Genomic DNA, 21,081 nt, shown 5'->3' on the forward strand with positions numbered 1-21,081 from the left:
TCAATTACCTTCCTTTTTTATACTCGTGACATATTCGGCAGCCAGTTGTTTAACCTCTAGCTCTCCACCTGCTCGAAAAGCTTTTGTTAAATCACTTCCAATTCCTACAGCTACTGCGCCTGCATCAAGCCACTCATTAATATTTTTCAAACTAATACCGCCTGTAGGCATAATCCGAACATACGGAAGCGGTCCTTGAACCGAAGATATAAAGCTTGGCTCAAATTGATTTGCTGGGAATAGCTTAATGATGTCACAACCAGATTCTATCGCTTGAACCATCTCAGATATTGTCATACAGCCAGGCAAATATGGAACCGCGTATCTATTACATAAAGCTGCAATCGATTTTTGAAAGTTTGGACTTACGATAAACTTTGCTCCATGCAAAATCGCATGACGAGCTGTTTCTGAATCCAATACAGTACCCGCTCCTACAATTACCTCTTCATTGGCCAATTGATTTAACACTTGATGAACTTGTGGTGTCGTATAAGTAAGTTCTATCGCTCGAATTCCACCTTGAATAGCTGCCTTTGCAACTTGAACTGCTTCCTCAGCAGTGGCACCTCTGATAACAGCAACGACTTTTTCATCTATTAGTTGTTGTAAAACATTATATTTTGGAATCATACTCTTCCTCCTATATCAAATCCAAACCTCGATTACCGTGTTATCTGTTCTTTTTCTCCTAAAATCACTGCCATATCTTCTAAATAAGGTAATCCCTCATTATCTCCAGGAACTCCAATTACATAACAAGCGACTGCGTTTGCGAAGCGCAATGACCTTTCAAGGGACCAATCATTGATCAAACTGTATATATAGCCGGTAGCAAATCCATCTCCAGCCCCAATCGTATCAACTATCTTTGAAGAAATAACTGGAGATGCATCAATTAGTTCACCCCCTTTATAACCGATTGCACCTTTTTCACCACGCTTTAGGACAATATGTGATATGTCGTAATGCTTTCCAAGTTCTATAAGTTCCTCAATATTCGTAGACCCTAAAAGAAGTTCAGCTTCTTCTTCCCCTGTTATTAAAACATCTACAAAGGGTAGAAAAGATTGTAGAACTGCCTTTGCCTTTTCACCAGACCAAAGTTTCAACCGAATATTTGGATCAAAAGTTACGATTACATTATTCTTTTTAGCTAACTTCACTAGTTGAAGAACTATATCCTTGTTCGTGTCATTTATAGCCGGGAATACTCCACTTATATGTACTACTTTTGAATTTTTAACGTATTCCTCATCAATGTCCTCTACTTTAAATACATTTGTAGGAGAATTGTGGCGATAATAGTAGGAATTAATTCTTTCTTCATTTAATATTTCTTTAAAATATACAGATGTCGGAAAACCATTTACAAGCTCTACTTTGGATGTATCAATTCCTTCTCCACGTGCATAACTCGAAATATACCTCCCGAACTCATCATTTCCCAATCTACTAATCCACCCCGTCTTGAGCCCAAGCCTTGAACAGCCTATCGCTACATTGAGCTCTGCTCCTCCGATTTTTCGTTCAAATGTATTTACAAAACGAAGTGGACCACTTGTTTGGGGATTCATTGTAATAAGAGCATCACCAATTGTTATAACATCCAAAATATTCTCTCCATTCTGTTATTTAAATTTTTCATGTCGATTTCCGCACGATTAATTCAGGCGAATAAAGCATGATTTCTTTGATAGATTCCCCAACACCATCTATCTTTTCCAGTAGCAAATTTGCTGCATTTGTTCCTATTGCAAAGGCCGGTTGCGCAACGATTGTTAATGGTGGTTGAAAAATCTCTGAATATGGAACTTCATCAATACTAGCAAGTGCAATTTCAGTTGGAATATTCCACCCTTTTTTATTGATAAATTTCAATGTTTCCAATAAAGTTAAATCATTTCCACAAATCAGAGCGTCTGGTCGTTCTGGTTGCGAAAACATTACTTCGAGCACATCTTGTACATTCCCCATTCTGACTCCCACGTAAAATCCATCAATAACGGGCAATGAAAATTTTTCCAGACCTTTAATAAAACCATTAAGACGCTCAATTCGTGGAGTAATTTTCATTTCTAAAGAAGAAGTAATGAATGCTAATCTTTTGTATTTTTTCTCATATAGATGCTCAACCAACATTTCAGAAGCTTTTTCATTGTCTAACAAAATTGTACTAACACCTGAATCCTTTATTATTCGGTCAACGAAAACTAGCGGATAGTTTTCATTAACCATTTCTTTATAGAGCTCTGCATTTCCAGCGGTCGGAAAAATGATTAAACCATCTACCTGTTTTGCTCTAAGCATCTCAATGTAATTACGTTCCTTTTGCGGATCATCATCAGCATTGCAAACAATGACACTTAAATTCGATCTGTTGCATTCATCTTCTATTGCTCTAATAACCTGAGTTGAAAAGGAATGTAAAATATTAGCAACTATAACACCAACAGTGGATGTCTTTTTTTGCTTTAAACTTCTTGCTACTACATTTGGCTTATAATTTAATTCTTCAATTGCTTCTCTAATTCTATCTTTTGTGTCGGCACCCATAAATTCGTAGCGTTTATTGATATACTGAGAAACTGTACTCTTTGAAACATTTGCTTTTTTAGCAACATCTGACATTGTAACTGCCTTCACGCATTAACACTCCTATTTTAAAAACCCTTTTACTAAACCGGTTTAGTAAAATTATATAGTACAGTTTTACAAACATCAATAAGTTTTTAGAAAATTTTAAATAAAGAGTAAATAACGTAATAATAGTTAAGTATTTTAAATGACACTTTTTTTACTGAGAAGAGCTTCTGAACTGAATTTTAAATTTAGGTCAAAGCTAACTTTAAAAGGTGCCTGTTCAAATTTACATATGTATGAAAAATTCGTTTTGCGCATACCTTTCGCTAAGAACTTATCCACGTTTACTAAATTAATTCTTGTAAAAAAGTATAAGGTACTCATTGTTTCGAGACCATAATAACAAACAGTTCTAAAGACATTGATGTATTAAGGTTTTATATATTCTCAGACAATATAAAAAGAGTTAAATCTATTAATGATTTAACTCTTTTTACGTAATAGGAATATTCACTTTCAGATTGTATTTATCTTAAATCTAGAGTAATCCGTATGCTCTATACTCTCAGTAAACTTTATTCAACAACCGTATAACTACCATGCTCCATAGCAATTACATAGTCAGGCTTTGGTGGTTTGCCACCGTGTTCTTTAATCTTATTTTTATGACCCGCGATATGCTCTGGGCTCTTTTCCCATGCTTTCCATGCCTCTTCTGATTCCCAACGAACAATCATCACTACTTCTTCTTCACCACGACGAACATTTTTCTGTAGTAATTCACGTCCAATGAAACCTTCACGTTGCTCGATTAAAGAGGGCCCCTGATCTGGCTTCTTCTTAAAACGCTCAATAATTTTATCAGCATTTCCTTCAGTTACTGTCCATTTACGAATTTGTACGAACATTTTCATTCCTCCATTTAAAGTTAATCTCTATACTCTCTTTTTCTCAAAACGTTTTTCGCTATTTTACTTTTGAAACTGTCATGCCATCGCCAAGTGGAAGTAGCATCGAATCTAATCGAGGATGCTTCGCAACGATAGCATTATATTGCTTCATGATTTCAGTGTAACGTTTGGGTTTCATCGTGTCATCAACGACAGTACCATCCGCAAGTACATTATCTGAAACAATGAGCGCTCCTGGTACCGCCAACTGAATACAATAATCTAAGTAGCTTTCATAGCTTCCTTTATCAGCATCGATAAAGAAGAAATCAAATGTTTTCCCCTGCACTACTAGTTTTTGAAGATTATCAATTGCTGGACCTATCATATAAGAAACTTGCTCGCCAAATCCCGCTTTTGTCACATTCTCTTTCGCTAATGTCGCATAACTTTCTTCTAATTCAAGTGAAGTTAATGTACCAATTTCACCAAATCCTCTTGCTAAACAAATACCACTATACCCACCAAGCGCACCAATCTCTAAAACATTTTTGGCTTTTGCAATCGATACTAGCATCGTTAGTAATTTCCCAGATGAAGGGGAAACTGAAAAAGTAGGCATTCCATGATCTCTTATAGAGTGTAGTACCCCCTCTAAAAGTAGATCCTCTTGATCAAATAATTCATCAATATAATTATTTAGTTTCTGCATCGTTTGAACCCTCATCACGAACGACTTCTTGCACCGTTTCTTCTACTTCAAATAGTTCAAATAAATTTGCAAACTCATCCATAAGCGCTTCAACCGCCTTTAATTCCCCCACTAAAATGGGATTAATGGATTGTAATTCAGGTGTTTCTAACTGTTTCTTTAATGAGTTAGACTTCGTATTCATCATTTCATAAAAAGCAAGCGCTCTTCCTCGTCGAAATGTTTTTGCACCATGTCTTTTTTCTTCATTTTCACCTCTTCGACGTCCACCACGATGATGTTCGTCACGATGACCATGTCTTCCTCGATGTTCTGATTCACTTCTCATATTAGCACCCCTTATGTATACATTCGTATACGTTTTTATCATTGTATACAAATGCATACACACTGTCAATGAAATGCTTGGAAATTTATTGTATAAAACTTTCATGGGCACCGTGCTCACAAACGATGCAAGTAAATTTTTCGAAATATAGAAATACACTTCAAGAAATCTTCGAAACTTTAATGTAGTAATATTTTGTAGAGTTTTAAACAATACAAAAAGATGCTGACTGCAAAATACAGACAGCACCATCTTTAAGTTACCTCAGATTTTTTTAAAAATGTCCTTTACATGTGATTAAACCAAAATAGAAAAATCACCGATAAACGGTTTAAGTTCATTACCTTCTACCACTCGCTTTGGCCAATCTGGATTCGCTAAAGCCCCTTTGCCAAGGGCTATTAAATCCGCTTCTTCATTCAACAATAAGGTTTCCCCTTTTTTAGGGTCTTCCAATTTCCCACAAGCTATCACAGGTATCCCTGAATATTTTTTAGCCAATGAAGCGAGTGTAGGCCCAACATTGTTGAAAGCAGGCAGAGTTGCGTCATACTCATTAAGGTGGATATAGTCTACACCCGCCTTACCAATACTACTGAAAATAACTTCAGCATCTTTTTCACCATTCATCCATTTGTGATAATAATTATTCCCTTTTGATTGGGAGAGACGAATCCCGACAACAAAGTCCGAACCAACAACATCACGAATAGCTTGAATCACTTCGATTGGAAAACGTAATCTCCTCTCAACCGAACCGCCATATTCATCTGTTCGTTGATTTGTATAATCCGTTAAAAACTGGTCAAGTAGATATCCATTCGCCCCATGAATTTCCACACCGTCGAATCCTGCTTGCTTTGCACGTAGAGCGGAGTTGGCAAAGCTTTTAACCACCTCATTCATTTCTTCTTTGCTCATTTCTTTAGGAACAGGAAATTCACCCGTTCCCCCATAGGAAGCCAAATCAGTATTTGTTATAGGTTTAATAGCTGAAGGCGCAATCGTTTCATTTACATAGCGATTTCCTTGGGATAACGCACCAGAATGCAGCAGCTGGCAAATGATTTTACTTCCATGCAGATGGACAGCGTTTGTCACCTTATTCCATGCTTGAACTTGATCCTCATTCACTATTCCAGGCTGATTTAAGTATGCTTGGCTGTATGACTCATCTATGTATGTTCCTTCTGTAATAAGTAAGCCGAATTTCCCCTTAGCAAAGTTAGCATAATAGCGATTCATTATCTCTGTAGCGAGTCCATCTTCACTTGCAATCATTCTTGTCATTGGCGATAAGACGATACGATTATTTAATCGTAGGCTGTTCAGATGAAAGTTTGTAAATAAGTTTTGAAACTGTACCATTGTAGTCATCTCCTATAAACTCTATTCTCAAGTACTGGTTAGAAAAAAATAGACGACAAACAATCATCGTCTATTTTGGATTGTAGGTGAACTTTAATAGGCTTACCTACTTGTCATTACGGTTTTACTACTTCACCGCTTTTTTCCATTGAAGAGGCAGCTGCCAACTCAATTAAAGTAGCTACAATTTCAGCAGGATCTTTTTCTCCACTCGGATTTCCTTCTGAAATAACATTAATAGGATCAAATAAATTCACTTGTATCCCATTGTCTTTTTCTTCGGCTGCTACGGTTTTCATTAGCGCCTCTACTCCCGCTTTACTTGCAGAATAAGCACCAAATCCATTCATATAAAAATTAGCCATACCAGAAGTTACTGATAGAACTTTACCATTTCCACTTTTACGTAACGCTGGTAAAAAAGCCTTTGTAGCTAAAAACTGACTTGTAAGATTTAGATCCATCATTTGCTTCCATTGCTCTATAGTTAGTTCACTTATTGAATTCATCGCGGATACCCCACCTGCATTATTCACAAGAATATCCAACTTCCCATCAGTACTGTTAAGTAACTTGTCGCGAAGAGCATTAACTGCTGTCTCGTCTGTCAAATCAGCGGGAATGACAATCGCTTTCCCTTCGCCAATTTCTCTCTCGACTTCACGTAGCTTTTCCTCTCTTCTCCCATTAAGCACAACAGTCGCACCTTCTTTTGCAAAAGCAATTGCAATTGCACGCCCCAATCCTGTTCCAGCACCCGTAACAAGCGCTACACGATTAGTTAATTTCCCCATACGTCATTCTCCCCTTTAAACGTTTTATACGAAAAAAAATAAGCACCAGTCTTTCACCTTTTTCGGAGCCATTAAAGCAGTAAATATGTAAACCATCTTCCCATAGATAATTAGCATACTAATGATATATCGATAATGAGTTCGAGACTAAGATATGATTAAGTGAGATTTTGGAGCATCTGTTGCAAAATACGTCTTACTAAGAATAATTCATCCTGTTGAATCCCCTGCAACAATTTTTCTTGCTGCTTGTTCCAAATTTCAGAAACAGGAGCTTGAATTTCACGACCTCTTTCAGTCAAATATACTCTACTAATTCGGGCATCATGTTTGTCCCGACTTCGTTGAACTAAACCATAGTCTTCTAGTTTTTTAACCATATTGCTCACAGTTGGGGGCTCACAGCTTATCCGCTCACTTAATTGAACCTGAGTAATACCATCTTCTTTCCAAAGCTGGCATAATGCGCGATCCTGACCAACATGGATATTAATATCTCGTAGTGCATCAGAGTAATCTTTTCTCATTTTTGCCCCTATTTTCACTAGCTGTTCTTGAACATCGTCTTCAACCATATATTCCTTACCTCCACGAAAATCATTAGCAAGCTAATCTTAGCAAATTAGTGCTTCAACGTCAAAATAAATAGTCTAATATTTCACAATCATCCGTCATCTAGGTCGTTATATTTAGTAAAGGGTGTCTCAAAGATACTTTGAAGACACCAACTTTCCTGTTTTCAACTAGTGCAGTTTAGTTTTGGATACCTGTGCACTGTAATGTTAAGATTATAAATTGCAACTGTATATAGTAAAAGAGTCATAACAGTAGTTATGACTCTTTTACTTTCATTTTCGTCTGAGTGAATTGTTCGTTATTTATTGTTGCACAGGGATATTACGGTTTACCTCTACCAACAACTTTTTATTTTTTTTCTTCGTAATCGAAATTGCTAGCAAAATCATGGCAATTAGACTAATAACTGCAAATGTCGAAGCTGCTAAGAAGGCAAAATTAATACCGTGTAGTAATCCATCACCCGAAATAACACTTAACTGCTCGGGTGTGGGATTTCCTCCTGCCGTGTTTTTAACTTCTTGTGACACGAATAACTTCGTTTGGGTCGCCATAATGGTCGTCATGACTGCCGCTCCAATTGCTCCTGAAATGGCCAGCATCGTATTTTGCATAGCTGAACCATGTCCGTGTAGTTTACCTGGTAATGCATTTAAGCCAACAGTCGCAATAGGCATCGTTAAGAAAGTGAGTCCAATTGACCGAACAATATAAATAAATGATAGAAATACGATTCCAGTCGTATAAGTCAAATTAGTGTATACCAAGGTCGTTCCTACAAGTACAACTGTGCCGAAAAGCCCCATCCACTTGATGCCGTATCGATCAAACATTTTTCCAGCAATCGGTGACATAATCGCCATGGCAATGCTTCCTGGTAAAAGAAACAAACCTGATTCTAATGCAGTCATTCCACGATTACTTTGTAAATAAATCGGGATTAATATCATTGCTGCATACGTAACTCCATTTACGAAGAAACTAATGATGATAGAAAATGTGAATTCAACTGATTTAAATATTTTCAAATCAATGAGCGGTTTTTCTGTAGTCAGTTGTCGAATGACAAATAATATGAGCGAGATAACCCCTACAGTTATAGAGAGTATGACAATTAAACTGTCCCAACCTTCTTTTCCTGCGCTACCGAATCCGTATAAAATCCCCCCGAAACCGAAAGTTGAAGCAATAACTCCCAAGATATCTAGTTTAGCTGGCTGTGGCTCTGATACATTTTTCAGCACAAAGAATGCAGCAATTAAGGCAGTAAGAGAAAATGGTAAAATTGCAAAAAAGATAAAGCGCCATGATAGAGTAGTAATTAATAGACCTGAAAGCGTTGGACCTACTGCTGGCGCAAACATAATCGCAACCCCAACAATCCCCATTGCAGCACCGCGCTTATCTATTGGGAAAAGTCTGAACACAACACTAATTAATAATGGCATTACAATGCCTGCCCCAATTGCTTGTACAACGCGTCCAGATAAAAGAATAGCAAAGCTTGGTGCAACCCCACAAATTAAAGTACCAATTGAAAAAACAATCATCGATGCGAAAAAGAGTTGACGTGTTGAAAAACGAGCCATTAAAAATGCCGTTATCGGAATGAAAATACCATTTACCAACATATACAATGTAATCAGCCATTGCGTAGTTGCAGTAGACACTTTAAATTCCTCTGATAATGTTGGTAATGCAACGTTTAGTACCGTTTGATTTAAAATTGCCGCAATCGCCCCAATTAACAGTACTGTTAAAATCGGTCCGGTTTTAAACTTATTTGTTTCTTGATTTATCAATTAAACAAGCTCCTTTTTCATATGTATATTTTTTATTTAGCAGGCTAAGTAAATGTTTAAAAAAAATCATATCTTTAAATTGTTATCGATTTGTAGAAGGAGACGTTTCAGCGTTAACCGATCCTCTTCACTAATCCCATTCAACATTTTTTTTTGATGATTTCTCCATATCTCCTCAATTGGGTATTCAAGTGCACTTCCTTTCTCCGTTAAAAAAACTCTTGTTACACGTGCATCCGAAGCATCTTTCTTTCTAGTCACGAGCCCATACGCTTCTAGTTTTTTTACCATGTTTGTTAAGGTCGGTGGTTCACAGCCCATTAGTTCACTCAACTCGGTTTGGGTAGCTCCATCTTTCCTCCACAATTGCCAAAGCAGATGGTCTTGCCCAACGTAGATATTAACCTCTCTTAACGAGTCCGCGTAATCCTTTCTCATTTTCGCAGACGTTTTCGCAAACAAGATCCGAATTTCTTCTTCCATCATAGTCTCAATCCTTTGCAAATTACTTAGCCTGCTAACTTAACCTTGCATTTCCTTATATTACCTTATTTTGAATAACCTTGTCAACGGAAATTCAGACTTCTTTCAATAGCTACTCACCCTTGAGCTATTATCCATCTACATTACTACACAAACGTTCCTATTTCTGTCAGATGAAAGCTCATTCTTCAAACTGAAATGTCAACAATATACTGGACAAAAATTATAAGGTCTGTTGCTTGAATTCCACCAGTTTTAAATAGCCTAGTGTTCCGAGAATTCAAATGCTATTGAACCAATGAACATAATCATCAATCCCAAGAGCGTGTTGTTCAAGAGAAGAGCAATAAGCTCCGTTAGCGAAATCTGTTTTGAATACCTTAAAGTTTTGAGGGTTTTTAAAAGCACAAAAAGAGCCAAATCTTTAATTGGATTTGACCCAAAATCTTATCTATTAAAATTTATTACTCAGTCAAATCCACAATCACTTTAATCGTTTCTTTACCTGCAATTGCTGTATCAAATGCGGTTTGAATATCATCCAATTTATATGTCTGCGTTACCATTGTAGAGATATTCGTTTTCTTTTGATTGATATGTAATATCCTCATTTTTTTATAGGCACGATGACTTCCAAAGATTATCCTTTTTGTCTATTTGGTTTTTTCCGTCATCCTCCTCTACCCCACTTCACTTAATTTGAATGTACGGAATTTTTCAAATATATAGTGTATCCTGTATTTGTTGTAGCGCATTTGTCGCCACGTCAGTAACAGTGATCTTTAATCACTGGCAAATCTGTTAAGGATTTCGCGATATCAAGCTGTTTAGCATGTGAGCTCACTCAAGCTATAACGGTAGCTGACTTTTTTACTTACTGTATTCAGCACCAAAACTCCTGGACGAGTTCACGAATCATTTGTGATGATTTTCAACAGCTATCATCTCTCTGTTAGACAAACTATATTCATTACTACTCCCCATCATTATTACGTATTTCCACACATGTAAATCATTTGTGCTTTTCCATCAAGGAATTAAAAAAATGCTAAAACTTTTGTTTCCATAAACGTCCGTAAAACTTAACGTCCTTGCGCTTAATGTAGTTGCATGAACTACATTGTTCCAACCTCTATCTCCAATTGTTAATTGCCGTCTAACAATTGGAGTACAGGCCGTGAACACTGCTTTACATATACTTCTACTTCTCTTTTCTCTAAATCAAACTACTTTAAAAGCTACCTATTTATTCTTAAACCATCCACTAGGCTGAACTTCTAAACTAATATTCACCTGTTTTACTTCTTGGAAGGCTTCTAATCCGAATGTGCCTAGTTCTCTACCGATGCCACTTTGTTTGTAGCCTCCCCATGGTGCTTCGTTAAACGTCGGATGATAGGTGTTAACCCATGTAATTCCGGCTCTTAGTTTACGAATCACTCTAAGTGCTTTCGCTCCATCAGATGTAAATACAGCTCCTGCAAGTCCGTAGTCCGAATCATTTGCTAATTTAATTGCCTCTTCCTCATTCACAAAAGTTTGAACGACTAATACAGGTCCGAAAATTTCCTCTTTCACAATGGTCATATCAGCATGGGTATTGGTGAAAATTGTAGGAGCAACAAAATAGCCTTTGTTAAATAATTGATTACCACCGCAAACAATTTCTGCGCCTTCTTCTTTTCCTTGTTCAATATACTCTAAAACCTTTTCCATATGCTGTTTTGAAATGAGAGGACCCATTTCCGTTTTGGGATCAGTCCCCTCCCCTACTTGTATTGCATTCGCTCTTCTAACTAATTCAAGAATGAATTTTTCGTATAATGATTGTTGAATTAATAATCTTGAACCCGCTGAACATACTTGACCTTGGTTGGCAAAAATAGCATATAGTGCATAGTCAACTGCTGTTTCAAAATCGGCATCTTCAAAAACAATATTTGGTGATTTCCCACCTAGTTCTAGCGAGATATTTTTCAGTGTATCTGCAGCACTTTTCATGATTTTCTTACCGGTTACTGTGCCTCCAGTAAATGCAATTTTGTCGACTAGTGGATTTCTAGCTAATTCTGCACCTACTGTTTCTCCTGCACCAAGGACTAAATTCACTACGCCTGGAGGGAACCCCACTTCATTTACCAGTTCAAATAACTTAATTAAACTAAGAGGCGTCTGTTCTGCTGGTTTGATCACAACTGTACAGCCAGCAGCGAGAGCAGGAGCCAATTTTTGAACAGCCATGACTAAAGGGTAGTTCCATGGAACAATGAGCCCAGCAACACCAACAGGTTCTTTTACAACAAAAGCTTGAATATTATCCGGCACATCATATACTTGCCCAGCCGGTTTCGTTGCTAAACCTGCATAATACCTGAATTGATTGACAGCATCTTCAATATCATAACTTGATTCTCTTAATGGTTTTCCATTATTTAAAGTTTCCAGCAGTGCAAACGATTCAATATCTCTTTCTAGTTTGTCTGCCAGTTTAAATAATAATGCAGCCCGTTCTCTTGCGTGTGTTTCTCCCCACCCTTTTGTGTAAAAAGCCTCATGAGCTGCTTCGATGGCATTTTTTGTATCACTAATCGCTCCTTCAGTAATTACAGCAATTACTTCCTCAGTAGCAGGATTGATAATTTCTCTTGTTTCACCACTATGACTCAATTGCCATTGATTATTGATATACATTTTTTTCACATTCATTGAGCAATGTCTCCTTTATTTAGTACCTGACGGATCCGTTGAATTAATCGAATTGTTTGACCAATTTCTTCAGCATTCGGTTTTCTGAAGTAGCGTACAGGAGGGATTAACATCCATATAAAATCACCATAATTCGGCCAAATTTCGATGTTCCAAGCATTATCTTTTTTTGAATAGATTAGTTCTAGTTTTTCAAAATCAATAGCTCTACAAATTTCAATTAACTCTTGATCATTATTTAATAGCGAGACTAAAGAATTACTTGATGAAGAAGAAAATTCAGGTTCTTTAGTACTCGAGAGTTTTCCATTATACCGCAATTTAATTGTAAGATTACTAGCCGTTTTGTAATCTTCAATCATACAACTCCATTTAAAAAGATATATTCTTCCCATCCATTTATTCATTACTTTGTAAGAAGAATACATACTTTTTATGCCCAAATTCTCTACATCTAGTTCAATCCGATTAATCTCTTTTCTCGTCACTGCAGTGTATGTTTTAAATTCATCTGTAACAATCCCTAAAGAATTCCAAGCCCTATTGTCGATAATAGAATATATCCCCATGTATAACCTCCTGCTTCATTAATCGATGGTTATTGATCTTTTTGCTCAATATCAGCTGTATAGGCAGTATCTAACTCACTTCGTTTCTGAATTCCTTCAAATACTTTTTCAAGTGGGACCGGTTGGAATAGTTTTTGACCCGTTCCTTTTAGATACGCAACACTTACAATGATGATAATCGTAATCACAATCACTGAGATTTTTAATACAGCTAAATCTACGTACAGCGTATAAATCATATAGACACATGCCGTAATCCCAATAATTTGCGGAAGTGGATATAATGGTGTTTTAAAAGGACGGTGTGCATTTGGATATTTCTTACGTAAAACTAGAACATCTACTTGTGTAATAATGTAAGACATTAACCAGGTACTACAAGCGACTGAAATCATCGTTGTCACAAAATCAATATTAGCATTATTCATAAATGCATAAATTAACACGATTAACGTTAAGCCAATTACTGCAAAAATTCCAACCCAAGGCGTTCTTGTTTTTGGATGAAGATAAGAAAAAGCCTTGGGTAAAAGCCCCTCTTTAGAAAGTCCATATAGCATACGAGGAACAGCAGCAAGATAAGTATCACATGTCGTGATTGCAGCAACAATCGATACAACGCCCATTAAAATTAATCCCGTTTCACCCAACATGGCTGCAGCACCATCAACATGAGGAATTGTCGATTGGGCTAATTCGTCTAAGCTGATATACTTCGTTACTCCTAAACCGAAAAGTAAATCAACTAACCAAATTGTAAAACACCCAAATAGCATAGCTAGAGGGATATTTCTACCGGGATTCTTTATTTCTTCCGCAAGTGGCGCAACAAATTCCATACCGATATATAGCCAAATAGCTATCCCTAACGTTCCCAACTGTTCTTGCCAAGAAATAGGCGAAAATGGTGGGGCTACCGCTAATTGTTCCTGCGTCCCGATTCCTAGTAAGCCTAATAATCCAACTAATCCAAGTAGGAGCATCATACTAATTGCAAGAATGGACTGGACTTTACCAAAGACAGAAACACCTAATAAATTGATGACTGTTAAAAATAATAAAATGACAATGACAGCAATATACCATGGTACTCCGGTAAGCGTTTCGAATGATTGGCCCCCTACAATCATGTTCGTTCCACCATCTGTTCCCACAAGAACAATATAACCTGCTAATACCGCAAAAATTGCAGGAAGTTTCCCTAAAGCTGGCAGCGTATATTCTCCGACCATTCCAGCTCCTGGAATCATGGCAGCCATTTCAGAGTAGGATAAAGCAACACTTAATATGATAAACAATGAAATTAATGCGATGATACTAAATGCAGGTCCACCGATTCCATAGCCATTCCCAAGAACAACCATAGCAGTTCCGGAAACAACTAGTCCAACTGAAGCTGAGTAAGCTGCCCAAAATCCGAGTGATCTTTTTAATTTTAAATCTTCCATTTATCCACCTCCTTTAGTTTTCATAATACGCTCTCATAAACAGATTATAATAATCTTCTTTCGTTGCTTTTCTTGGATTACTAGATGCAGAAACATTTTGAGTAGCCCCTTCTGCTAAATACTCAAAATCTTTTACATTAATATTCTCTAAATCTCTCATCTTAGGAATATTGACTTCGTATGCATGTTCTTTTAATTTCAATACGCCTTCATAAGCAATTTCTTCATTTGTTTTTCCTTCAGCAAGTACCCCTAATAATTTCGCTACATTTGCATGTTTTTCAATATCGGAGTGAATATTATATTCAAATACATAAGGTAAAAGCATCGAATTGGCAATGCCATGTGGGGTATCATACAATCCGCCCAAAGCTTCTGCCATGCAGTGTACGCCACCTACATCTGAATTTCCAAAAGCAATCCCAGCAATCAGACTTCCAACAAGCATATTTCGTCTCGCCTCAATATCACTTCCATTTATCACAGTCTTTGGTAAGTTTTTAACGATTAGATCAATCGCATAAAGTGCTAAAGCATCAGTAATAGGTTCAGATAGATTACAAGTATAAGCTTCGATTGCATGCGTGAGTGCATCCATTCCTGTTGAAGCCGTGATGGATGGAGGTAATGTTAACGTAAGTTCTGGATCAAGGATGGCAATTTCCGGAGCAACTTTATTATCAAGAATATTCATTTTCAATTTAGTGGAGGTATCAGTGATTACTGAAAAGAAAGTAATTTCGCTTCCAGTACCCGCAGTAGTAGGAATACAAATTAATGGAGTAATTTTATGTTTTAACGCATTCAGTCCATACCATTCTTTGATTTCACCCCCATGAGTCAGCAGTACACCAACAGCTTTTGCTGTATCCATTGAACTACCTCCTCCAAGACCAATCAGTAGATCAACATTCTCTTTATTTGCTAGAAGATAAGCATCATTACAGTCTTTGTCTCTTGGATTCGGTTTAATATGATCGTAAATAATATATTGAATTTCATTCTGTTCTAAAAGATTCGTAACTTTGTCGACAATACCTGTTGATTGGATCCCTTTATCAGTTAAAATCATCACTTTACTTCCATTCAATTCTCTTACATAAGTACCTAAATTATTAATTTGACCATTTCCAAATTCAATTCTAGTTGACAATTTAAACTGAAATGTTTCTAACATTCATTGAACCTCCTTAAATTTCTATTTTGGCGATTTACTTAATATATTCTTCAAAAGAATCTTATATATTGGACAAACAGTAAAATAAATGATTTTTCATTTTAACTGTTTGTAAAAATCAAGTACGAATATCATGTGTAATAACTAGATATGGCGTAAAAATACCTATAGGTGAACGGCACTCCAATTGTTAGATTTTTGCTAACAATTGAGGTGCCGTTCAGTTAGTAGGATTGACTCTATTCTTTTTCCTGTATTCCGTTGGGATATACAGATTCGTATCCGTTTTCCACATAAGATTCTAGTACCACTTCATCATTCTTTTTTATAGATAATACTAAAAATAAAACATGAGTAATATAGGCCAACTATTTACTCTTTTGTCTACAGAATTTTTATGTACAAATTTGAATTTACTGAAATGATTTTCGTCTCGTAAAACTTTATTTAATAGTACCTATTCAACTCATTTAAATTCTGTTTAACTAGAGTTTCTACAACGGATAATTTAACCAAAGATAAGAGCCTGTTCGAAACCATCATAGCAAAATGTTCTCAAAACATTAATATGTTAAAGTTTTACAATGTTTAAAACAAAATAAAAAAAGCCCACATCAAGAAACATCTCAACATGAACTCCCCTTCCAAACACCAAACCTATATACTTTTTATTATTCAGTTAAATCCACAATCACTTTAATCGTTTCTTTTGCTGCAATTGCTGTATCAAATGCTTCTTGAATATCATCTAATTTATACGTATGCGTCACCATTGTAGAGATATTTGTTTTCTTCTGATTGATATGGTCAATAACTTTTAAAATATCGTCATTTGTATAGCCACTTGCCCCAATAATTTTCACTTCTTTACTCATCACTTGGCTTAGGCTAACAGGTACTTCATTTTTGTAAACCGCAATAATGGCAATACGTGCATTAGGCTTTACAATTTTCATCACTTGCTCAAATAATACAGGTGCGCCCGCAGCATCCACAAACGCATCGACATCTGGAACATTGACACCATACACATTAACATCGCCAAAATGTTTCGCTAAACCTTCAGCTAATGATTCTGTCATCGTATTGACCGTTAAAGCACCTAGTTCTTTTGCCTTCGCTAAACGCCAGTCGTCTACATCTACCACACAAACGTCTTTTATGCCCTCTCCAATTAAACCTGCTGCAGCTGATAAACCAATTGGCCCTGCACCAAGCACAACCATTTTTTCACCAGGCTTCGGCTCTACACTAAAAGCACCATGGAAACCCACACTCATAGGTTCCATTAATACCGCTTCTTCAGCTGTAACAGAATCAGCAAAGGCAAATAAATTAGTATTTAACGCTGCATCTTCAATTAAGACGTATTGTGAAAAAGCTCCAACCTCTAATGAATAACGACGACCAGCGCGTTTTGCCGTAATTGGATTTACTCCTACTCGCATGCCTACTTTTAAATCTTTTTCTACGTCAGAGCCCACTTCAACGATTTCCCCAAACATCTCATGTCCAAATTCTGAGCCAAAGCGAATCCCCATTTCAGATCCTGCTTTCACAATATTAATATCTGTTCCACAAATACCACCCGTTAAAACGCGAACCAATGCATCTGTTGGTCCTACTTTCGGCATAGGACGCTCTTCTACCCCAACATGATTTTGACCATGATAAATACCAACCTTCATCTTCAACACTCCCTATTGTTTTATCAAGCCTCAGCGTAATTGTTGCTGCATTCGCGCACAAAATATATGTGACATCCGCTATTGGCTTTATCTTATATCAGCAATTTTTTCGACTCTCGCTAAATATATATGAGATCACCTTAATGTTAGTAGGTTTTAATCTATTAAGCAATCAGCAAAATTCATGAAAAGCGTAAATTAATTGGATCTACACAAGATCTGTCCTTAAAACATTAGCATGAATTTTTGTAGCTCAAAATCGTGTGGTCGCATTCGTTTTTCACAAGCAAATACTGAACAGCAAATTTTTTTAGAATATTTTTCAAGGAGCAGTGTAACATCAAATCCCATGAAAAAAACGATTCAAGGAGGCTATGCCCTTCTTGAATCGTCCCTATTTTTAAATTATCTACTCTTTATCTCAAAAAAGTTTCACAATTAATCTTGTACATTAAACCAACCAGGTACACCTGTCACCATATTCCATAATGGAGCTGGAATTGTTAAATCATGTTCCTTACTTCGATATAACGCCGGATAAATTTCTTCTTCTTTGGCTGTTGTTGCCTTTCCATACCATTCTGGATCCATAATAAGTGAATGGCCAAGTGAGACAAGTGGCGTTACATCTAAAGCTTGTTCAACTTGTGCTGGTGTTTGTAGACCGCCTACACCAATGACAGGTACAGATGAACCTACTGCGTCCTGAATTAGTTGGACACGAGATACTTTGTCCGACTCATCACGAATGGACCCTGCAAAGAAGTTACCAACCGAAGCATGAATATAATCAATTGAATTTGAAGCTAATGCTTCTACAAATTGGATTGTATCTTCCATTGTAATACCTGGTTCTTCACGTTCCTCTGGACTTATACGATAGCCGACAACAAACGGTTTTTTCGCATGCTCTTTCACCGCTGCTTGAACGGCAGCTGTTACGGCCAACGGGAATGCCATACGTGCTTGCACATCCCCACCCCATTTATCTGTACGAAGATTTGAATGGGGTGAAAAGAATTGTTGAATTAAATACGTATTTGCTCCGTGAATCTCAACCCCATCAAATCCGGCTTCAATTGCACGGCGAGTAGCTTCACCAAATGCTTTAATTGTCGCTTCGATTTCATCGTTCGTCATTTCACGTGGCGTTTCTGACCCAGGGCGAAGTGCTGGAACACCACTGGCAGATACTGGTTGTTCACCTTTTAATAGATTCGTATTCGACATGCGACCGGCGTGGAAAATTTGCAAAATCGCTTTAGCACCGTTTTCTTGAATTGCTGTTGCTAGTGTTTGAAGACCTGGAATACGTGCGTCATCCTCTACACCAATTGAATTGGCAAATCCTATCCCTAGTGGTTCAACATACGCGCATGCCGTAATGATTGCACCAATCCCACTTTTCGCACGACGGCTATAGTATGCAATTTCTTCTTCTGACACATCCCCATTGGGTAAAGATGATGAAATGGTCATCGGCGCCATAAGCACGCGATTTTTTAATGTGACTCCTGACGGAAATGTAAATGGTTGTGTTAGCTTCATGAGATTGAAACCCCTCTATTAATAATTTTTTTATTTCAATTAAACTTCCAGTAAACGGCGTGCCATCATTTTATTCCATTTGATACAACATACTGACCGCCTAAAGTTGATGCCGTATATTCCAACGTGTTTTTTAACGCTTCAATTATGTTGTCTTTAAGTGCATGATAGAATAAAACAAACCGTTGATAATTGTCGTTAATTTTAAATTGCTTCTAGCTGGGCTAAACGTTCTTGTATCTGCTCAGCTGTTAATTGATGAATCGCAATATAGCGGTTGCGTTCATGTTTTGAACATTCGATTGTACAGCCGCCTAAATGCTTCGCTTCATTTTCTTCTGATGCTATGATCTTCTTGTTACATTCAGGGTTTGCACAGTTAATGTTACGCTCACAAGGTGTGCCGTCAAAATGGTCTTTACCAACGATCGTTGGCGCAACTTGGTTAATAGGTACAACTAGTCTTTCATCAAATACGTAGCATTGTCCATTCCAAAGCTGACCTTTTGCAACAGGGTCTTTCCCATAAGTAACAATACCACCGTGTAATTGACCGACATCTTCATAGCCTTCACGTACAAGCCAGCCAGAAAACTTTTCACAGCGGATGCCACCTGTACAGTAGGTTAAAATACGTTTACCTTCTAGTGCATCCTTGTTTTCTCGAATCCACTCTGGTAAATCGCGGAATGCTTCAACATCTGGACGAATCGCCCCTTCGAAATGGCCGACATCATATTCATACGTATTACGCGCATCAATAACGATCGTGTCTTCTTGTTGCATTTGCTCGTAAAAATCTTTTGGCTCCACATAACGACCTGTTAATTCAAGTGGATTAATATCATCCTCTAAACTTAAATGTACAAGTTCATTTTTAGCACGAACATGCATTTTTTTAAACGCATGATGCTCTGCCTCATCTATTTTAAAGACAATCCCTTTGAATAATGGATGATTTTCCATCATTGTCATATAAGCTCTCGTTTGATCCTTTGTACCAGAAAGTGTACCGTTAATACCCTCTTTGGCTACTAATATTCTTCCCTTTAATTCGAGCGCCTTACAATCCGCTAAATGTTCTGCAGCAAATTGCTCTGGGTCATTAATTTGTGTGTAAAAATAATACAGTAATACTTGATAATCCATTTCTTTTCCACCTATCATTCATATTTACAGGATACAACCTGATAGCGGCAATAAAAAAACATCCAGTACTGCATAACCTATACCGATTTACTAATAGTAAAGTAAAAACAGGGTTGGCTATGCGTACCAGATGCTGTAATAATACCTACTTTTCAATCTAAAGTATATCTAAATAATAAAGTAAGTTTGAGGGTAATACCTCAGCTAAAAGTCTGATTTTCTATATTTTCTATATTTCAAACAACTATTTCATTAACCTATCACACCTTAGATGACATAATTAATGAATAAACCAACTGCTAACCACATACCAAATAATGTATTTGTCAACGCGGTTGACTTCATCGCTGTCCCTAAAAACTTCGGACTTTCTTCCCCACGTTTAAAGCTGCGAATAGCTTCAATCGGTTTTTTGACACTCAATAAAATTAGGATTGCCCATGGGCTAATTAAACCTGTAAGAATCAATACAAGTATCCATACATAGGACACAGCAAAAGCAACAGCTAGTGCTTGAATCGCCTTTACTTTCCCTAGTAAAATGACAAGTGTTTTACGACCGCCAATAGTATCCTCCTCAATATCTCGAATATTATTCGACATATTAATAGCACCTACTAAAATGGCAATCGGTGTCGAAATGAGAACAGAAGTCATAGTAATCTCATTTGTTTGAATAAAGTAGGCAATGAGAACAAAGCCAGCGCCCATTAAGACCCCTGAAAAAAGTTCTCCAAATGGTGTATACGCAATCGGCAACGGACCGCCTGTATATAAATAACCAACAGCCATCCCAAATAGTCCAATTGCAACTAGCCACCAGCTACTATTCATGCAAATGTACACACCAATAATAGCAGCAAGTACATATAAAATAACAGCGACTGTCAGCACGTTTTTTGGCTTCAGTCCATGACGTACGATCCCTCCGCCAATACCTACTGAATCCGCCGTATCTAAACCACGTTTAAAATCGTAATACTCGTTAAATAAATTTGTAGCGATTTGTAAACATAAACAAGCAAGCATCATGCCGATAAACAACAGCCAATTAATGTCATGTTCATACATCGCCATCACGGTACCTAGAATAACTGGGACAAATGTTGCCGTTAACGTATGGGGCCTTGTCATTTTCCACATTAATTTCATAGGACTCATGCTTTCATTTCCTAATTCCATCTAAATTTGCACCTCTACCATTTAAGTTTCTTTGTCTATCTTTTTTTCCGACAGCTCTTATTATGCCGCTTTTACAGC

At 37.0% G+C, this 21,081-nt stretch carries 20 protein-coding genes and 1 pseudogene; all 21 read right to left on the bottom strand.

Annotated elements, in window-relative coordinates:
* On the bottom strand, positions 1-633 hold the full coding sequence (locus tag AEA09_RS08935) for a bifunctional 2-keto-4-hydroxyglutarate aldolase/2-keto-3-deoxy-6-phosphogluconate aldolase (protein WP_053583501.1): 633 nt from the start codon (positions 631-633) through the stop codon (positions 1-3).
* 32 nt (positions 634-665) lie between these two features.
* On the bottom strand, positions 666-1,613 hold the full coding sequence (locus AEA09_RS08940) for a sugar kinase (protein WP_053583502.1): 948 nt from the start codon (positions 1,611-1,613) through the stop codon (positions 666-668).
* A gap of 31 nt (positions 1,614-1,644) precedes the next feature.
* Positions 1,645-2,646 (bottom strand): LacI family DNA-binding transcriptional regulator, encoded by a 1,002-nt coding sequence (locus AEA09_RS08945; protein WP_053583503.1) that lies wholly within the window; start codon positions 2,644-2,646, stop codon positions 1,645-1,647.
* 512 nt (positions 2,647-3,158) lie between these two features.
* Positions 3,159-3,491, bottom strand: coding sequence for an antibiotic biosynthesis monooxygenase family protein (locus tag AEA09_RS08950; RefSeq protein WP_053583504.1), 333 nt, complete (start codon positions 3,489-3,491; stop codon positions 3,159-3,161).
* Positions 3,492-3,549: 58 nt separating this feature from the next.
* Positions 3,550-4,185 carry an O-methyltransferase gene (locus AEA09_RS08955; protein ID WP_053583505.1) on the bottom strand — a complete coding sequence of 212 codons (636 nt, stop codon included), beginning with the start codon at positions 4,183-4,185 and terminating at the stop codon, positions 3,550-3,552.
* Entirely contained in the window at positions 4,169-4,513 is a 345-nt protein-coding gene (locus AEA09_RS08960; RefSeq protein ID WP_053583506.1) for a hypothetical protein, read from the bottom strand. The genes AEA09_RS08955 and AEA09_RS08960 overlap by 17 nt, the downstream gene beginning before the upstream one ends.
* Positions 4,514-4,810: 297 nt before the next feature.
* A complete protein-coding gene (locus AEA09_RS08965) occupies positions 4,811-5,881 on the bottom strand; it encodes an oxidoreductase (RefSeq protein ID WP_053583507.1) in 1,071 nt (356 codons plus the stop codon).
* 116 nt (positions 5,882-5,997) lie between these two features.
* Positions 5,998-6,675 (bottom strand): SDR family NAD(P)-dependent oxidoreductase, encoded by a 678-nt coding sequence (locus tag AEA09_RS08970; protein WP_053583508.1) that lies wholly within the window; start codon positions 6,673-6,675, stop codon positions 5,998-6,000.
* A 158-nt stretch (positions 6,676-6,833) separates the two neighbouring features.
* Positions 6,834-7,250, bottom strand: a complete 417-nt coding sequence (locus AEA09_RS08975) for a MarR family winged helix-turn-helix transcriptional regulator (RefSeq protein ID WP_053583509.1) — start codon at positions 7,248-7,250, stop codon at positions 6,834-6,836.
* A 303-nt stretch (positions 7,251-7,553) separates the two neighbouring features.
* Positions 7,554-9,053 (bottom strand): DHA2 family efflux MFS transporter permease subunit, encoded by a 1,500-nt coding sequence (locus tag AEA09_RS08980; protein ID WP_053583510.1) that lies wholly within the window; start codon positions 9,051-9,053, stop codon positions 7,554-7,556.
* A 66-nt stretch (positions 9,054-9,119) separates the two neighbouring features.
* Positions 9,120-9,539 carry a MarR family transcriptional regulator gene (locus AEA09_RS08985; RefSeq protein ID WP_053584667.1) on the bottom strand — a complete coding sequence of 140 codons (420 nt, stop codon included), beginning with the start codon at positions 9,537-9,539 and terminating at the stop codon, positions 9,120-9,122.
* 277 nt (positions 9,540-9,816) lie between these two features.
* Positions 9,817-9,909: pseudogene (locus AEA09_RS20620) on the bottom strand (IS3 family transposase); the annotation flags it as partial.
* A gap of 91 nt (positions 9,910-10,000) precedes the next feature.
* Positions 10,001-10,147 carry a hypothetical protein gene (locus tag AEA09_RS19915; protein WP_156312109.1) on the bottom strand — a complete coding sequence of 49 codons (147 nt, stop codon included), beginning with the start codon at positions 10,145-10,147 and terminating at the stop codon, positions 10,001-10,003.
* 631 nt (positions 10,148-10,778) lie between these two features.
* Positions 10,779-12,242, bottom strand: coding sequence for an aldehyde dehydrogenase family protein (locus tag AEA09_RS08990; protein ID WP_053583511.1), 1,464 nt, complete (start codon positions 12,240-12,242; stop codon positions 10,779-10,781).
* Positions 12,239-12,811 carry a DUF3156 family protein gene (locus AEA09_RS08995; RefSeq protein ID WP_053583512.1) on the bottom strand — a complete coding sequence of 191 codons (573 nt, stop codon included), beginning with the start codon at positions 12,809-12,811 and terminating at the stop codon, positions 12,239-12,241. The genes AEA09_RS08990 and AEA09_RS08995 overlap by 4 nt, the downstream gene beginning before the upstream one ends.
* Before the next feature lie 29 nt (positions 12,812-12,840).
* On the bottom strand, positions 12,841-14,259 hold the full coding sequence (locus AEA09_RS09000) for an APC family permease (protein WP_053583513.1): 1,419 nt from the start codon (positions 14,257-14,259) through the stop codon (positions 12,841-12,843).
* A 13-nt stretch (positions 14,260-14,272) separates the two neighbouring features.
* A complete protein-coding gene (locus AEA09_RS09005) occupies positions 14,273-15,436 on the bottom strand; it encodes an iron-containing alcohol dehydrogenase (protein WP_053583514.1) in 1,164 nt (387 codons plus the stop codon).
* Positions 15,437-16,107: 671 nt separating this feature from the next.
* Positions 16,108-17,124, bottom strand: coding sequence for a zinc-dependent alcohol dehydrogenase (locus AEA09_RS09010; RefSeq protein ID WP_053583515.1), 1,017 nt, complete (start codon positions 17,122-17,124; stop codon positions 16,108-16,110).
* A 438-nt stretch (positions 17,125-17,562) separates the two neighbouring features.
* Positions 17,563-18,672, bottom strand: a complete 1,110-nt coding sequence (locus AEA09_RS09015) for an NADH-dependent flavin oxidoreductase (RefSeq protein WP_053583516.1) — start codon at positions 18,670-18,672, stop codon at positions 17,563-17,565.
* A gap of 204 nt (positions 18,673-18,876) precedes the next feature.
* Complete coding sequence (trhO, locus tag AEA09_RS09020) at positions 18,877-19,821, bottom strand: oxygen-dependent tRNA uridine(34) hydroxylase TrhO (protein WP_053583517.1); 945 nt, start codon at positions 19,819-19,821, stop codon at positions 18,877-18,879.
* A 267-nt stretch (positions 19,822-20,088) separates the two neighbouring features.
* Positions 20,089-21,003 (bottom strand): 1,4-dihydroxy-2-naphthoate polyprenyltransferase, encoded by a 915-nt coding sequence (locus AEA09_RS09025; protein ID WP_053583518.1) that lies wholly within the window; start codon positions 21,001-21,003, stop codon positions 20,089-20,091.
* Positions 21,004-21,081: the final 78 nt, after the last annotated feature.

It is taken from the genome of Lysinibacillus contaminans, from assembly GCF_001278945.1.
Classification (GTDB): Bacteria; Bacillota; Bacilli; order Bacillales_A; family Planococcaceae; genus Lysinibacillus; species Lysinibacillus contaminans.

Bases quoted from the DNA above. Each gene is read 5' to 3' on its own strand.
- AEA09_RS08935 (WP_053583501.1), bottom strand. From the start codon at position 633: ATGATTCCAAAATATAATGTTTTACAACAACTAATAGATGAAAAAGTC.
- AEA09_RS08950 (WP_053583504.1), bottom strand. From the start codon at position 3,491: ATGTTCGTACAAATTCGTAAATGGACAGTAACTGAAGGAAATGCTGAT.
- AEA09_RS08955 (WP_053583505.1), bottom strand. From the start codon at position 4,185: ATGCAGAAACTAAATAATTATATTGATGAATTATTTGATCAAGAGGAT.
- AEA09_RS08960 (WP_053583506.1), bottom strand. From the start codon at position 4,513: ATGAGAAGTGAATCAGAACATCGAGGAAGACATGGTCATCGTGACGAA.
- AEA09_RS08965 (WP_053583507.1), bottom strand. From the start codon at position 5,881: ATGGTACAGTTTCAAAACTTATTTACAAACTTTCATCTGAACAGCCTA.
- AEA09_RS08970 (WP_053583508.1), bottom strand. From the start codon at position 6,675: ATGGGGAAATTAACTAATCGTGTAGCGCTTGTTACGGGTGCTGGAACA.
- AEA09_RS08975 (WP_053583509.1), bottom strand. From the start codon at position 7,250: ATGGTTGAAGACGATGTTCAAGAACAGCTAGTGAAAATAGGGGCAAAA.
- AEA09_RS08985 (WP_053584667.1), bottom strand. From the start codon at position 9,539: ATGATGGAAGAAGAAATTCGGATCTTGTTTGCGAAAACGTCTGCGAAA.
- AEA09_RS19915 (WP_156312109.1), bottom strand. From the start codon at position 10,147: ATGAGGATATTACATATCAATCAAAAGAAAACGAATATCTCTACAATG.
- AEA09_RS08990 (WP_053583511.1), bottom strand. From the start codon at position 12,242: ATGAATGTGAAAAAAATGTATATCAATAATCAATGGCAATTGAGTCAT.
- AEA09_RS08995 (WP_053583512.1), bottom strand. From the start codon at position 12,811: ATGGGGATATATTCTATTATCGACAATAGGGCTTGGAATTCTTTAGGG.
- AEA09_RS09000 (WP_053583513.1), bottom strand. From the start codon at position 14,259: ATGGAAGATTTAAAATTAAAAAGATCACTCGGATTTTGGGCAGCTTAC.
- AEA09_RS09005 (WP_053583514.1), bottom strand. From the start codon at position 15,436: ATGTTAGAAACATTTCAGTTTAAATTGTCAACTAGAATTGAATTTGGA.
- AEA09_RS09010 (WP_053583515.1), bottom strand. From the start codon at position 17,124: ATGAAGGTTGGTATTTATCATGGTCAAAATCATGTTGGGGTAGAAGAG.
- AEA09_RS09015 (WP_053583516.1), bottom strand. From the start codon at position 18,672: ATGAAGCTAACACAACCATTTACATTTCCGTCAGGAGTCACATTAAAA.
- trhO (WP_053583517.1), bottom strand. From the start codon at position 19,821: ATGGATTATCAAGTATTACTGTATTATTTTTACACACAAATTAATGAC.
- AEA09_RS09025 (WP_053583518.1), bottom strand. From the start codon at position 21,003: ATGGAATTAGGAAATGAAAGCATGAGTCCTATGAAATTAATGTGGAAA.